Genomic DNA, 14,729 nt, shown 5'->3' on the forward strand with positions numbered 1-14,729 from the left:
CGCCGCTACGTGTGACGTACCGGCGCCGCGGGTAGCCCCGAGAATGAGTGAAGCAGTGCGGACCTATGTGTTCACCGAGTACGGGGGTCCGGAGAACCAGGACCTGATCGAGCGGGAGCTGCCCGACCCGGGCCCGAGCGAAGTCCTGATCGAGGTACGGGCGGCCGGGGTCAACCCGGTCGACTGGAAGATCCGCCAGGGCTTCCTGCGCGAGGTCATGCCGCTGGACATGCCGGCGGGAGTCGGCCGCGAGGCGGCCGGGATCGTGCGCAAGGTCGGCCAGGACGTCGAGGGCCTCTCGGTCGGCGACGAGGTGTTCGGCAACGTCTCGCCGACCTCCGGCGGCATCGCCGAGGCGGCGCTGCTCTCCGCCGGGTCCACGGCGCGCAAGCCCCCGGGCGTGGCCTGGGAGACGGCCGCGGTGCTGCCGGTCTCGGCCGCCACCGCCTACGACGGGCTGGCCCAGCTGGCGTGCAAGCCGGGCGAGATCCTGCTGATCAACGGTGCCGGCGGGGGAGTCGGCGTCGTCGCCGCCCAGCTGGCCCGCGACCAGGAGATCACCGTCGTCGGGGTGGCGAGCGCGGACAAGCGTGAGCTGGTCGAGTCGCTCGGCGCGGTGCATGTCGCGTCCGGGCAGAACGTGGCCGAGCGGGTCCACCAGGTGCTCCCGGACGGGGTGCACGCGATCCTCGACCTGGTCGGCGGGGACGCGCTGCGCGCGGTCGCGGGCCTGGTCACCGACCCGTCCCGGATCGTGACCGCGGCCGACCCGGACACCGCGGCCGAGGTGGGTGGCGCGGGCGTCGAGCGTGACGGGACGAGCCGTGTGCTCGACGCCGTCATGCACGAGGTGGCGGCGGGCAAGCTGGACCCGCACGTCAACGAGACGTTCCCGCTGTCCGAGGCCGCCGAGGCGATCCAGGCGGTCGAGGACGGGCACGCGCGCGGGAAGGTCGTCGTCACCGTCGGCGGCTGACGGCCGTACCGACGACGACGGGGCCCGGCACACGCCGGGCCCCGTCGTCGTCGCTCAGACCGCGGCGGGCACCGGAGCCGGGGCCGCGTCGACCCGCCCGGCCCGTACCGCGCGGATCATGTACACCCCCAGGGCGGCGACGGTGATCCCGCGCAGCAGCTCGACCTGCACCCCGGTCAGCACCGCGACCTCGGGAAGTGGGGTGGCGAGCAGCAGCGCCCCGACGATCGCCGTCGCACCGATCCACCGCGGCACCACGCTCTGGCGGACCAGCGCGATGCCCATGACCAGCAGACCGGCCATCAGGACCAGACCGCCGGCGAGCTGGACGATCCCGAACAGCGGCGAGGCGACGATCGAACCGTCGTCCGGGATCAGCTCCGGCGCCCGGCGCGCGATCTCCGGGGCGACCATCGCCTCCACCACGAGGTGGGCCTGGGCGCTGAGCGCGTTGCCCAGGAAGTACAGCGAGAACCCGGCGAAGCCCAGCACACCGACCCTCGGGCCGAGCCAGGAGTAGGCCGCCGGCAGCCCGAACATCAGCGCCAGTGCGCCGGCGTAGATCAGCAGCTGCCCCCAGGGCGTACCGGGGGCGGTCAGCGCGGCGACCGAGTGCGACCTCCCGTCGACGACGGGGTGGAGCATGCCGCCGGCCAGGCTGAGCAGGAACGAGGCGATCAGGGCGTATCCGCCGAGGACGAGCAGCCGCTGCCGTGTCATGGGAGGGGTCCTTCCGGTCCGTGTCTCCGGCGCACGTCGCGCCGGGTGGTGACACCGACGGTGCGCCCGGACCGTTGCGACCGACTTGCGGGCGACTTGTGGGCCCGGCTCCCCGCGGTGCGGCCCCGTGCTCCCGCGGTGCGGCCCCGTCCTCCCGCGGTGCGGCCTCAGGTCCGGAGCGCGGTGACCGTCGCGTCGGCGGAGGCCCGGTAGGCCTCGGCGGCCGGGTCGCCCAGCAGCGTGGCCGTCCGCGCCAGGTACCGGTCCACCGGTCCCAGCACCAGGAACCCGTTCAACGTCCGGGCCAGCCACCCGCTCCACGGCACCAGCGCGTCGTGCGCGCGCCGGGCCTCGTCGGTGTCTCCGAGCCGGACGGCGTTGTCCGCACGCAGGGCGGTGGCGACCAGCCACGTCGAGTTGCGCGGCCACTCCGGTGGCGGCCACAGCGCCCGGGCGCGGGACTCCTCGCCGGCGTCGAGCAGGGCGCTGACGAGCATGTCGTCGACCGGACCGGGCGGTAGGCCGCGGCGCAGCTCGTCGAGCTCGGTGACCATGTCCGCCCGGTCGCCCGCGGCGTGCCGGACGGTGAAGCGCAGCCACGGCCGGATCAGGTCCGCGTTGGGGTCCCCGGCCGCGGCGATCCGGGCGAACGCGGCGTCGAACTCGGCGCCGGCACGGTCCAGGTCCCCGCCGAGCAGCGCGGCGGTCGCCTCGTAGATCGACGCGGCGAGCAGCAACGACGGCAGCTGACCGGTCGTCCCGGCCCGGACGGCGGCGTCGAGGTGGGCGCGTGCGGCGGCGGTGTCGGCGCGGCCGACGGAGTCCGAGAGCAGCATCAGGTGGGCCAGCGCCTGGTGCTCGAGCAGCCCGGCGTCGCTCGCGACCCGCAGCGTCTCGGTCCCGATGCGGGCGCAGTACCCGACGTCGATGGTCTGGAAGGTCTGCAGGAACGCGACGTTGAGCGCCCGGCAGAGCAGGCCCGGCTCGCCCACCGTCGCGGCCAGGGCGAGCGCGGTGTCGGCGGCGTCGCGCCCGGCCGTCACGCCCCAGGGCTCCACCTCGTGCGCGAGGCTGACGAGCAGCCCGGCACGCAACGCGTCGTCGCCCGGGTCGATCCGCCCCAGCAGGCCGGTGATCCGCTCCGCGGTGCCGGTGGCCCCGAACGGCCGGCTGCTCCACAACGCCGGGGTGTCCCACAGCGAGGCGAGGGCGACGTCGCGCACCGTGCCGATCCGCTCGGCGGCCTCGACCGACGCCGCCTGCTCGATACCGGCCGCGCGGTGGTCGCCGCCGGCCGCGATCGTGCGGACCAGCTCGCGGTGGGCCTCGAGCCGGCCCCGGGTACCGCCCGCGCCCAGGTCGTGGGCCCGCAGCACCGCCCGCCACCAGCGTGCCGCGTCCGACAGCGCACCCGCCGCCTGCGCCGCGCGGGCCCCCACGGCGAGGTGGGCGGCGGCGCGCTCCGCGGTGGACGGGCCGAGTGCGCCGTCGGCGTGGTGGGCCAGGGCCGAGACCCGGTCCGGGTGCCGCACCTCCAGCACGTCGAGGACGGCGCGGTGCAGGCGTTCGCGCCGCATCGGCGGCAGGCGGTCGTAGCAGGCGTCGCGGACCAGGACGTGGGTGAACCGCAGCGCCCCCGGCCCGCCGACCTCCAGGAGCCCGGCGACGACGCCGGTGTCGAGGTCGTCGACCAGGTCGTCCTCGTCGAGTGCTCCGCGCAGGGCCTCGACGGCGAGCAGCAGGTCCACGTCGACGTCGCGCCCGAGCACCGACGCCCGCGACAGCGTGTGCGCCGTCCGCGGCGGCAGCCGGTCCAGACGCCGCCCGAGCAGGTCGCGCAGCGCCACCGGCAGCCCGGTCGCGCCCGCGTCCGCGCCCTCGGAGGCGACCAGCGCGCCGAGCTGGCGCAGGAACAGCGGGTTGCCGGCGGCCCGGCCGGTCAGGCGCCGCCACTGCTCCTCCGGCAGCTCGCGACCGACGTGGCGGCGCAGGATCTCCCGGGCCGCGTCGTCGTCGAGGCCGCGCAGCCGGATCCGGTCTGCGGTGTGCTGCGCGGTCGCGGCGACGGCGGTGGCGAGGTCCGGGCCGGTCTCGTCCGGGCGGAACGAGGCGACGACCAGCGGCGCTGTGCCGGTGCCGGTGCCGGTGCCGGTGACCAGGTGCCGCAGCACCTGCAGGGTCTCCTGGTCGGCGCGGTGCGCGTCCTCGATGAGGACGACGACCGGGCCGGTCGTCGCCGCGAGCGCGTCGCCCAGAGCGCGGGTCAGGGCGTAGGCGGTGCCGGTGCCGGGTTCACGGCCGGTCAGCGCGGTGACGACGTCGTGCCACGCCCATCCCGGCGGTGCGCCGTCGACCTCGGAGCAGCGACCGCGGGCGAGGGTCGCCGTTCCCGCCGCCCCGACGTCGGCGGCGAACCGGTCGAGCAACGTGGACTTCCCGGCGCCGGCCTCGCCCTCGACCCAGACCAGCGACGGGACGCCGGACACGGCGTCGAGCGCGGCGTGCAGGCGGCGCAGCTCGGCGTCGCGGCCGAGGAGATCGGGTGGGCGGTGAACCCCGGTAGAACCCGCCGCCCCGCCGTCCGCCGCCCCGCCGTCCGGGCCGCCGTCGTCCCGTGACCCGGTCCTCGTGAGCGGACGGCTGCGCGGCCGGTCGAGGTGCGCGGCCTGGTTCAGGACGTCGTGTTCCAGCTCCCGCAGCTCCGGCCCGGGGTCGACGCCGAGCTCGTCGGAGAGCCGGGCGCGGGCCGCGCGCAGGACCGCCAGCGCCTCGCCCTGGCGTCCCGCGCGGTAGAGCGTCGTCGCGTACAGGGCGACCGCGTGCTCGCGCAGGGGCTCCTCGCGGACCAGGTCGCCCAGCGTGGAGAGGGTCTCGCCGTCGCTCGTGCCCAGGTCCAGCTCCGCCCCGGCCCGCAGCTCGACGGCGTCGGAGCGCAGCCCGCGCAGCCGTGCGGCCTCGGTCGTGGCCCACTCCGCGTCGGCGTGCCCGGCGAAGGGCTCCCCGGTCCACAGCGCCAGCGCCTCGGCGGCCTGCTGCCGGACCCGCGACGGATCACCGCCCGCCCCGGCCGCATGCACCGACGCGGCGAACCGCCAGGCGTCGACGGCGTCCTCCGGCAGCACGAGCTGGTACCCCGGTGCGGTGCTGACGAGGACCGTGGCCGGCGTCCGGGGTGGACGCTCGGGTTCGAGCAGGCGGCGCAGGTGCGAGACGTAGGCCTGCAGCGCGCCGAGCGCCTTCGGCGGCGGTTCCCCGGCCCAGAGGTCGTGGCGGAAGCGGTCGGTCGAGACCACCCGCCCGCGTGCGGCGACCAGCAGCCCGAGCACGGCGCGCTGGCGCGGCCCGCCGAGGTCGACCGGAACACCGCCGACCGTGGCCCGGGTTGCGCCGAAGACCGTGATCGCCACCACGCGGACACCGTAGCCGCGCACCCGCCGACGGGTGAGACTGTCGCCCATGACCGACGCGACCTTCACCGAGATCGAGTACGCGGCCGCCGACGGCATCGCGACGATCACCCTAGACCGGCCGGACCGGCTCAACGCCTTCACCCCGACGATGGCCCGCGAGCTGATCGCCGCGTTCGACCGCAGCGACGCCGACGACGACGTCCGCGTCGTGATCGTCACCGGCCGCGGCCGAGGGTTCTGCGCCGGGGCCGACCTGGGCAACGGCGGCGCCACGTTCGACGCCACCGACGAGCGCCGGGTCGCCGACCGCGCCGGGGTCGGCTCCATCGGGGGCGTGACGCGCGACGGCGGCGGCACCGTCTCGCTGCGGATCGCGGCCTCGCTCAAGCCGGTGATCGGGGCGGTCAACGGCCCCGCGGTCGGCGTCGGGGCGACGATGACGCTGCCGATGGACATGCGCTTCGCCGCCGCCTCGGCCCGCTTCGGGTTCGTCTTCGCCCGCCGCGGCCTGGTGCCGGAGGCCGCGTCGAGCTGGTTCCTGCCGAGGATCGTCGGGATCTCGCAGGCGATGGAGTGGGCCGCGACCGGACGGGTGTTCGACGCCGCCGAGGCGCTGGCCGGACGTCTGGTGTCCCGCGTGGTGCCCGACGACGAGCTCCTCGACACCGCGCGCGGGGTGGCCCGGGAGATCGCGGACAACACGTCGTCGATCTCGGTGGCGGCGTCGCGTCAGATGCTGTGGGCGATGCTCGGCGCGGAGTCGCCGTGGGAGGCGCACCGGCTCGACTCCCGGGCCATCCACCACCTGGGCCAGGGCGCCGACGTCGCCGAGGGCGTGACGGCCTTCCTGGACAAGCGCGCGCCCGCGTTCCCGAACCGGGTCTCGGCCGACTACCCGTCCGGCATCGTCCCGGCGTGGCCGTCACGCCCGGAGGGCATGGACTGAGGTCCCCTCGCGGCGGCACAGTCGCGGAAGAAGATCGACCCCGCCCGGGGTTGTAGCCGGCATGAGCGCGCTGTTCGAGCCGATCACCCTGCGCGGGGTCACGTCCCGCAACCGGATCTGGCTCTCCCCGATGTGCCAGTACGCCGTCGACGCCGGTGACGGCGTCCCGACCGACTGGCACCTCGTCCACCTCGGCGCCCGCGCCACCGGCGGGTTCGGCACGGTGATCACCGAGGCGGCCGCCGTCGTCGCCGACGGCCGGATCAGCCCGCAGGACGCCGGTCTGTGGAACGACGAGCAGGCCGGCGCGTGGGCCCGGATCGTGGAGTTCCTGCACGCCCAGGGCGCGACGGCCGGTGTCCAGCTCGCCCACGCGGGGCGGAAGTCCTCGGCGCACGCCCCGTGGCGGGGCCACGGCACGATCCCGGTCGCCGACGGCGGATGGGAGACCGACGCACCGTCCGCGCTCGCGTTCGGGGACTTCGCCGCACCGCGCGCACTGACCCGGGACGGCATCGCCGGCCTGGTCGCCGCGTTCGCCGACGCCGCCCGCCGCGCCGTCGCCGCGGGTTTCGATCTCGTCGAGCTGCACGGCGCGCACGGCTACCTGTTCCACCAGTTCCTCTCCCCGCTGTCCAACGACCGTGACGACGACTACGGCGGCTCCTTCGACGACCGCGCCCGGTTCCTGCTCGAGACCGTCGACGCCGTGCGCGCCGCGCTGCCCGACCGCACGCCGTTGCTGGTGCGTCTCTCGGCCACCGACTGGGTCGACGGCGGCTGGTCCCTCGCCGACACCGTCGCGCTGTCGTCGCGCCTGGCCGGTCGGGGCGTCGACCTCGTCGACGTCAGCTCCGGTGGTCTCGACCCGCGCCAGGAGATCACCGTCGGGCCGGGGTACCAGGTGCCGTTCGCCCGCGACGTCCGTGCCGGGGCCGGCGTGGCCACCGGCGCGGTCGGCCTGATCACCGATCCGAAGCAGGCCGAGGGCGTGCTCACCGCAGGCGACGCGGACGTCGTGCTCCTCGCCCGCGCCGCCCTGCGTGAACCGTCCTGGCCGTTGCGTGCGGCGCACGAGCTGGGCCTGTCGACCGGGGAGGCCCCCTATCCGGTCAACTACACGCGCGGAGCCTGGCGCGACTGACCCGGCGCGCACCGCCACGGCGTCGTCGCACCGGATCCGGTGGCCTCGCACGCGATATTCCGCGTGCGAGGCCACCGTTCCCGGTGCGACGGTGTCGGTCCGAGGGATCAGGACCGGGAGGATCCGACATGGCCGGCAAGTTCACCGAGCTCGCGATCGACTGCGCCGATCCCCGACGTCTCGCGCGCTTCTGGTGCTCGGTCCTCGGCTACGTGGTCCAGGAGGAGGACGGGGACGACGCGCTCGTCTCGATCGGCCCTCCGGAGATGCCCGAGGGGAAGGACCGGCCCGGCCCGGTGCCCCCGGCGCTGACGTTCGCGCGCGTGCCGAGGACAAGACGGTCAAGAACCGGCTCCACATCGACGTCAACCCGACCGACCGCGAGCAGGCCGATGAGGTCCGCCGGCTGCTCGACCTGGGCGCCCGGCGCGCGGACGTCGGTCAGGGCGACGCGAGCTGGGTCGTCCTCCTCGACCCGGAGGGCAACGAGTTCTGCGTCCTGGCGAGCCGTCGCCCCTGATCAGCGGGCGTCGTCGGCCAGCCCGGCGGCGAGGGCGGCCAGCGTCGTGGGCGACGGGTTCGCGCCGGTGACGACCGTGGCGACGCGCGACCCGTCGATCCCACCGCCCGCGATCGCCGCCAGCCCGGCGGCACCGGCGGGCTCGGGCAGCACGCCCAGATGACGGGCGATGAGGCCCATCGCCGAGCGCATCGCGCCCTCGTCGACCAGGACGATCTCGTCGACGAGCTCGCGGACGCGGTCCACGGACTCCGCGTGCGGCGTCGGGATGTCGATCCCCTCCGGGAACGTGCTGGTGGGGACGGCGGTGACGGGGTGCCCGGCGCGGACGCTGTCGTGCATCGACGGGGCCGTGGACGGGTTCACCCCGACGATCCGCGTGCCCGGCGCGTGGTGCCGGACCCAGAGCGCGACCCCGGTGATCAGGCTGCCGTCGCCGATCGGCAGCACGACGGCGTCGACGGGCCCGCTGCGGAGGAGCTCGACCCCGATCGTCCCGGCGCCCTCCGCGATGGCGGGTTCGCGCCCGTCCTCGAGGAGCACCGCGCCCGGTGTGCTCGCGGCGAACTCCCGGGAGGCGTCGCGCGGAGCCGACGCCTCCGGCCCCGTCGTGACGACGGTGGCGCCGAAGGCCTCCATCCGGGCGCGCTTGGCCTCGTTGACCGTCGGCGGCGAGTACACCCGGACGTGCAGGCCCCGCGACCGGCCGACGTAGGCGACCGCCTGACCGAAGTTCCCGGACGAGGAGCAGACGACCGTCGACCCGGGCTCGGCGGAGTGCAGCGCGAAGTCGACGCCGCGTCCCTTGAAGCTCCGGATCGGGTTCAGGGTCTCGACCTTCACCAGTACCCGGCGGCCGACGGCATCCCTGAGCTGCGGGTCCTCGTACTGCGGGGTGTCGGAGAAGACCGGGTCGATGATCCGGTGTGCTTGGTCGATCCGTGCGAGGTCGAGGTCCACACCGCCACCGTAGGGATTCGTCACCCCCCGTTGCGCGGGAGGTGAGAAGCATGGTCGTGTCATCGCCGTGCGCACGGTCCATCTGACCCGACGCCGGCACGTGGACCACGGCCGGTTGTCCTCGCACGCCTGTCGTCGCTGACCCACCGTCCGGGAATCGTCGAACTCCAGGGGTCAGCCATGTCGTCCGCAGAAGCATCCACCCGTGAGCGGGTCCCGCGCCGTGCCGCGGTCGCCGGTCTCGTCGGCTCCACCATCGAGTGGTACGACTTCTACCTCTACGCCACCGCTGCGGCGCTGGTGTTCGGGCCGCTGTTCTTCTCCGACGTCGACCCGGCGGCGGGCGTGCTGGCCAGCTTCGCCACCTACGCGGCGGGGTTCGGGGCGCGGCCGATCGGCGCCGTCGTCTCCGGGCACCTGGGCGACCGGATCGGGCGGCGCACCGTGCTGGTCGCGTCGCTGCTGCTGATGGGCCTGGCGACCACCGCGATCGGCCTGCTGCCGACCTACGCGAGCGTCGGCATCCTGGCGCCGATCCTGCTGGTGGTCATGCGGCTGCTGCAGGGGCTCGCCGTCGGCGCGGAGTGGGGCGGCGCGGTGCTGATGTCGGTCGAGCACGCCGAGAGCAGCGAACGCGGAACGAGCATCAACACGGCGGGTGGCAAGCGGCGGGGGTTGTTCGGCAGCTTCCCGCAGATCGGCTCCTCGGCCGGGATGCTGCTCGCCTCCGGGGTGTTCGCCGTGGTGCGGGGTTCGATGGACCAGGAGACGTTCCTGGCCTGGGGCTGGCGGATCCCGTTCCTGCTCAGCATCGTGCTCGTCGGGGTCGGACTGGCGATCCGGCTGACGCTGCCGGACCCGAAGGTGTTCACCGACGCCCGCGACCGCGGCGAGCTGTCGAAGCGCCCGGTTCTCGACGTGCTGCGCACCGAGCGCCGCAACGTGTTCCTGACGATCGGCATGCGGATCGCGCAGAACTCGCTCTACGTCCTGGCGACGACGTTCGCGCTCACCTACCTGACGCAGACCGGCACCGGGGCGTCGCCGAACGCGGGACTGACCGCCGTCATCGTCGCGTCGGCGATCGGCCTGTTCAGCACGCCGCTGTGGGCGATCCTGTCCGACCGGGTCGGGCGCAAGCCGGTGTACCTGGGCGGCGCGATCGGGTCCGCGGCGTTCTTCGGGGTGTTCTTCCTGCTACTCGACACCGGGTCCACCGTGCTGATCGTGCTGGCGATGGTCGTGCTGGTGAACGTCTTCCACGACGCCATGTACGGCCCGCAGGCCGCCTGGTACAGCGAGCTGTTCTCGACGAAGGTGCGCTACAGCGGCGCGTCGCTGGGCTACCAGTTCGGGTCCGTGGTCGCCGGGTTCGCGCCGCTGATCGCGACGGCGCTGCTGCTGGCCGGTGACGGCCGTCCGTGGCTGATCTGGGTGTTCTTCCTGGTGCTGTCCGCGGTGACGATCACCGCCACCGTGCTGGCGCCGGAGACCCACCGCGCGACGATCACCGGCGACGCCGGTGCGAAGGTGGATGCGTGAGCCGCATCCTGCTGAACGCCTTCGATATGGCCTGCGTCGGCCACCAGTCCGCCGGGCTCTGGCGCCACCCGACCGACGAGGGGGAGCGGTACAAGGACCTGGACTACTGGACGGACCTGGCCCGCCTGCTCGAGGACGCCGGGTTCGACGCGCTGTTCCTCGCCGACGTGCTCGGCGTCTACGACGTCTACGGCTCCTCCCGCGACGCGGCCGTCCGGTCCGCGGCGCAGGTGCCGGTCAACGATCCGGTGCTCGCCGTCCCGGCGATGGCCGCGGTCACCGACCGGCTCGGGTTCGGGGTGACGGTATCGGTCTCCTACGAGCACCCCTACGCGCTGGCGCGGCGGATGACGACGCTGGACCACCTCACGAAGGGCCGCGTCGCCTGGAACGTCGTGACGTCCTACCTGGACAGTGCCGCGCGCAACCTCGGCCGCGCGAGCCAGGTCCCGCACGACGAGCGCTACGACATGGCCGAGGAGTACCTGCAGGTCTGCTACAAGCTGTGGGAGGGCTCCTGGTCCGACGACGCCGTCGTCCGCGACCGGTCCTCCGGCGTGTTCACCGACCCGTCGAAGGTGCACGACATCGCCCACCACGGCGCGTGGTTCGACGTGCCCGGCCCGTTCCTGTGCGAGCCGTCGCCGCAGCGCACGCCGGTGATCTTCCAGGCCGGCGCGTCGCCGCGCGGGGCGGCGTTCGCGGGCACGCACGCGGAGGCGGTGTTCGTCTCCGGGCCGAGCCCGGCCGTCGTGAAACGGTCCGTCGACGCGGTGCGCGAGCGTGCGGCCGAGGCCGGGCGGGACCCGTCGTCGGTGAAGGTGTTCACGATGCTCACCGCGATCACCGCCGAGAGCGACGCCGCGGCCACGGCGAAGCGGGACGAATACCTGGAGCTGGTCAGCCCGGAGGCGGCGCTGGCGCTGTTCGGCGGGTGGTCGGGTGTGGACCTGGCCGGAGCGCCGGTGGGGCAGAAGCTGACCTACGTCGCCACCGACTCCACCCGCTCCGCGCTGGCCTCGTTCACCGGCCCGGACCGGGACTGGACGGTCGGGGAGCTGGCCGAGTTCATCACCGTCGGCGGGCGCGGGCCGGTCGTCGTCGGGTCCGGCGCGACGATCGCCGACGAGCTGGAGCGCTGGGTCGACGAGGCCGGGGTCGACGGCTTCAACCTCGCCTACGCCGTCACGCCGGGGACGTTCGCCGACATCGCCGAGCACGTCGTCCCGGAGCTGCGCAGGCGCGGGCGGCTCGACGACCCGGCGGGGTCCACGCTGCGCGAACGGCTCGGCACCGGTGACGGCCGCCGCCTGGCCGCGGACCACCCCGGGGCCGCGTACCGGCGCTGAGCCGCCCGCACGCACGGGTGTGGCGTGCGACCCCTCCCGGCCCGGACGCGTGACATCCGGTCGGGTCGCACCGGGCCACCGGCGGGTGACACCCGCAGTTCGCAGTGCTGCCCCGCCGGACGGCCGTGATCACCTCGACGGGTGGTCGCGAACTTCGGGGGACGTCGGGGGCGTGCGGTGGCCCGCTCGGCCGTGCTGCTGGTGACGGTCGGGATGGCGCTGAGCGTCCCCGGTGCCGTCCCGGAGCAGCCGGTCCTGGTGTCGCTCGCGAGCGCGGACGGCGCCCAGCCACCGCCGGAGCCCACGCCCCCGCCCGGTACCGAGAGCGCCGGCTCGGTGCTCTCGGGGATCACTCCCGCGGCCCCGGTCGCCCCCGGCGTCACCCACCGCGAGTTCACCACCACCCGCGCCGCGGGCCAGGTGCGCGGCGACGTCGTCGAGGTCGACCTCATCGCCCCCGGCGTCCGGCTCGGGCTGCTCACCGCCGGTGCCGTCACCGCGCGGGCGTCGGTCCCGGTGATGGCCGACCGCGCCGGCGCGCAGGCCGCGATCAACGGCGACTACTTCGACCTGGGCCGCAGCAACGCCCCCGCCGGCCCGGAGGTGCAGGACGGCCGCCCGGTCAAGTCCGCCGTGAAGCAGGGCCGCCGCGCCGCGCCCGCCGTGCCCGGGGCCGAGACCGATCGGGTGTTCGCCGTCGGCACCGACGGCGTCGCCCGGATCGACACGCTGCCCCTGGTCGCGGAGGTCGAGACACCCGGCGAGACGCTGCCGATCCAGGCCCTGAACCAGCACGCCGTCCCGGTCGGCGGGATCGGCATCGTCACCCCGGAGTTCGGCGGCGCCGACCGCGCCACGACCCTCTGCGGTTCCGACACCGACCGCGACGCCCCCTGCGCCCCGGACACGGTCGAGGTCGCGACCGCGGACGGGAAGGTCACCGCGGTCCGACCGCCCGGCAAGGACGGCATCGGACCGGGGGAGACGCTGCTCCTCGGACGGGAGCAGGGCGCCGCCGCGCTGCGGGCGCTGAAGGTCGGCGACGACGTCGACGTCCGGTGGGAGCTCGTCGCGGCCAGCGGCGTCGCGCCGCGCACGGCCGTCGGCGGCAGCCCGATCCTCGCCGGTGGCACGCGCACCGAGCGTCTCGACGACAGCGCGCGGGCCCCGCGCAGCGGCGTCGGGATCCTCCCCGGCGGGCGCCGGGTCCAGCTCGTCACCGTGGACGGGCGGGAGTCGACGAGCGTCGGACTGACCCTGGCCCAGATGTCGGACCTGCTCGCCCAGCTCGGCGCGACCGACGGGATCAACCTCGACGGCGGCGGATCCTCGACGCTGGCCTACCGCGCGGCCGGCGCGGGGAAGGTCGCGATCGTCAACAACCCCTCCGACGACGCCACGCGTCTCGTGCCCAACGGCCTCGGGGTGTTCGGGGGCTGAGGAGCGGGGCGCTAGCTGTAGTGCCCATGACCGTTGTTGACGGCGTGGCGGCTTGAAACCAGGGAGACCTCCGGGCGAGGTGTGAGTTGTCGACGCTCATACCCAGCCACCCGGAGGTCTCCGTGGCCCACCGTAATGCCCGTCTGACCGTGCACGGACGCACCGTTCTGATCGAGCGTGTCCTGTCCGGGCGCCCGGTCGCCCACGTCGCCGCCGAGCTCGGGATCTCCCGCGCCACCGGCTACAAGTGGTGGGCCCGCTACCGCGCCGAAGGCCCGACCGGACTGATCGACCGGCCCAGCCACGCCCACCACATCCCGTCGCGGACCACCCCCGAGGCCGAAGCCCGAGTCCTGGCCCTGCGTCGCGAACGCAAACTGGGCCCGCACCGGATCGCGCCCCTGACCGGGCTACCGGCCTCGACCGTGCACGCCGTCCTGGTCCGGCACGGGCTATCGCGCCTGGCCTGGATGGACCGCCCCACCGGGCAACTCATCCGCCGCTACGAACGCGACCGCCCCGGCGAACTCGTCCACGTCGACGTCAAGAAACTCGGCCGGCTCCGCGACGGAGGCGGCTGGCGAGCCCACGGGCGCGACAGCATCGAACACCGCCGAGCCCGCTACGGAACCCGGGTCGGCTACGACTACATCCACGCCGCGATCGACGACCACACCCGCCTGGCCTACGCCGAGATCCATCCCGACGAACAAGCCACCACCTGCGCCGCGTTCCTGCGCCGCGCCACCACCTTCTTCCACGACCACGGCATCACCCACATCGAACGGGTCATGACCGACAACGCCCTGGCCTACCGCCGCTCGAGGGCCTGGCGCGAAGCACTCGCCGAGATCGGTGCACAGGCCCGGTTCACCCGCCGCTACCGACCCCAGACCAACGGCAAAGCCGAGCGGTTCAACCGGACCCTGGCCGAGGAATGGGCCTACCAACGACCCTTCACCAGCAACGACGACCGCGCCGCGGCACTACCGACCTGGCTACACACCTACAACCACCACCGCTGCCACACCGCCATCGGCGGCAACCCACCCATCACCCGCGTCAACAACGCTGCTGGGAGTTACAGCTAGCGGGGGTCGTACCGCGCCGTGACCTCGAGCAGCGCGAACAGCTGCGCGACCAGCCAGTCCCGCATCACCTGGCGTCCCACCTCGCCCTGCTCCAGCCAGGTCAGGGTCGCGCCCTCGACGAGCGCCACCCAGCCCCGCAGCGTCATCAGCTGCAGCGGGCTCGGGTCGGCCACCCCGCCGCGGAGCACGAGGAGGTCGACGATGTGGTCGCGCACGCCGTCGACCAGAGCGTCGGTCTCCCCGGTGGAGATCACCGACCCGCTGCGCAGCAGCGCGACGTAGGCGCGGGCGTGGCGCTGGGCGACGTCGAGGAACGCGTCGACGGCGCCGCGCAGCTGCGTCTCCAGGCTGAGCCGGGCGTCGTGGTCACCGGCGGCGGGCATCGCGACGCGGTCGATCAGCTCCTCGACGACCGTGCCGAGCGCGGCGATGTGCAGCGACTCGACGTTGGGGAAGTAGCGGTAGAACAGCGCCCGCGAGCAGTCGGCGGCCCGCGTGACGTCCTCGACGGCCACCTCCTCGGGCGGCAGGCGCCCGTAGAGCTCCAGCGCCGCGGTGACGAGCTGCTCGCGCCGCCGCTTCGGGGTCATGCGCCGCGGGGCCCTCGACGTGTCCCGCTGCTCGCTCATCA

General features: G+C 74.6%; 12 protein-coding genes and 1 pseudogene. 9 read left to right on the forward strand and 4 right to left on the reverse strand.

Going from position 1 to position 14,729, the window contains the following annotated elements; translation table 11 throughout:
* Positions 1-43: 43 nt before the first annotated feature.
* Entirely contained in the window at positions 44-976 is a 933-nt protein-coding gene (locus EV383_RS09405) for an NADP-dependent oxidoreductase (protein ID WP_130289566.1), read from the forward strand.
* Positions 977-1,030: 54 nt separating this feature from the next.
* Here the strand turns inward: EV383_RS09405 and EV383_RS09410 are convergent, their stop codons facing one another.
* Both EV383_RS09410 and EV383_RS09415 read right to left on the reverse strand, forming a co-directional pair.
* Complete coding sequence (locus tag EV383_RS09410) at positions 1,031-1,696, reverse strand: hypothetical protein (RefSeq protein WP_130289567.1); 666 nt, start codon at positions 1,694-1,696, stop codon at positions 1,031-1,033.
* A 167-nt stretch (positions 1,697-1,863) separates the two neighbouring features.
* Positions 1,864-5,154, reverse strand: a complete 3,291-nt coding sequence (locus EV383_RS09415; RefSeq protein WP_165438289.1) for an ATP-binding protein — start codon at positions 5,152-5,154, stop codon at positions 1,864-1,866.
* Between EV383_RS09415 and EV383_RS09420 the strand changes: the two genes are divergently transcribed.
* The 4 genes and pseudogenes from EV383_RS09420 to EV383_RS09430 all read left to right on the forward strand — a co-directional run bounded on the left by EV383_RS09420 (position 5,153) and on the right by EV383_RS09430 (position 7,716).
* A complete protein-coding gene (locus EV383_RS09420) occupies positions 5,153-6,052 on the forward strand; it encodes a crotonase/enoyl-CoA hydratase family protein (protein WP_130289569.1) in 900 nt (299 codons plus the stop codon). The genes EV383_RS09415 and EV383_RS09420 overlap by 2 nt on opposite strands.
* Positions 6,053-6,113: 61 nt before the next feature.
* Entirely contained in the window at positions 6,114-7,196 is a 1,083-nt protein-coding gene (locus EV383_RS09425; RefSeq protein ID WP_130289570.1) for an NADH:flavin oxidoreductase/NADH oxidase, read from the forward strand.
* Positions 7,197-7,324: 128 nt separating this feature from the next.
* Positions 7,325-7,390: pseudogene (locus EV383_RS33060) on the forward strand (VOC family protein); the annotation flags it as partial.
* Entirely contained in the window at positions 7,390-7,716 is a 327-nt protein-coding gene (locus EV383_RS09430) for a VOC family protein (RefSeq protein ID WP_423213638.1), read from the forward strand. The pseudogene EV383_RS33060 and the gene EV383_RS09430, both read left to right, overlap by 1 nt.
* On the opposite strand, the gene EV383_RS09435 is transcribed toward EV383_RS09430, so the two are convergent.
* Positions 7,717-8,676, reverse strand: a complete 960-nt coding sequence (locus tag EV383_RS09435) for a threonine ammonia-lyase (RefSeq protein ID WP_242622984.1) — start codon at positions 8,674-8,676, stop codon at positions 7,717-7,719.
* A 180-nt stretch (positions 8,677-8,856) separates the two neighbouring features.
* Here EV383_RS09435 and EV383_RS09440 point away from each other — a divergent pair, with 180 nt between their 5' ends.
* The 4 genes from EV383_RS09440 (at position 8,857) to EV383_RS09455 (ending at position 14,098) form a co-directional block, all read left to right on the forward strand.
* On the forward strand, positions 8,857-10,218 hold the full coding sequence (locus EV383_RS09440) for an MFS transporter (protein WP_130289572.1): 1,362 nt from the start codon (positions 8,857-8,859) through the stop codon (positions 10,216-10,218).
* A complete protein-coding gene (locus EV383_RS09445) occupies positions 10,215-11,567 on the forward strand; it encodes an LLM class flavin-dependent oxidoreductase (RefSeq protein WP_130289573.1) in 1,353 nt (450 codons plus the stop codon). The genes EV383_RS09440 and EV383_RS09445 overlap by 4 nt, the downstream gene beginning before the upstream one ends.
* A 141-nt stretch (positions 11,568-11,708) precedes the next feature.
* Complete coding sequence (locus tag EV383_RS09450; protein ID WP_130289574.1) at positions 11,709-13,007, forward strand: phosphodiester glycosidase family protein; 1,299 nt, start codon at positions 11,709-11,711, stop codon at positions 13,005-13,007.
* A gap of 122 nt (positions 13,008-13,129) precedes the next feature.
* Positions 13,130-14,098 (forward strand): IS481 family transposase, encoded by a 969-nt coding sequence (locus tag EV383_RS09455; protein WP_130289518.1) that lies wholly within the window; start codon positions 13,130-13,132, stop codon positions 14,096-14,098.
* Here EV383_RS09455 and EV383_RS09460 read toward each other — a convergent pair.
* Positions 14,095-14,727 carry a TetR/AcrR family transcriptional regulator gene (locus EV383_RS09460; protein ID WP_242622985.1) on the reverse strand — a complete coding sequence of 211 codons (633 nt, stop codon included), beginning with the start codon at positions 14,725-14,727 and terminating at the stop codon, positions 14,095-14,097. The two genes, EV383_RS09455 and EV383_RS09460, sit on opposite strands and share 4 nt — an antisense overlap.
* Positions 14,728-14,729: the final 2 nt, after the last annotated feature.

Origin of the sequence: Pseudonocardia sediminis, assembly GCF_004217185.1 — a bacterium.
GTDB classification, from domain to species: Bacteria; Actinomycetota; Actinomycetes; order Mycobacteriales; family Pseudonocardiaceae; genus Pseudonocardia; species Pseudonocardia sediminis.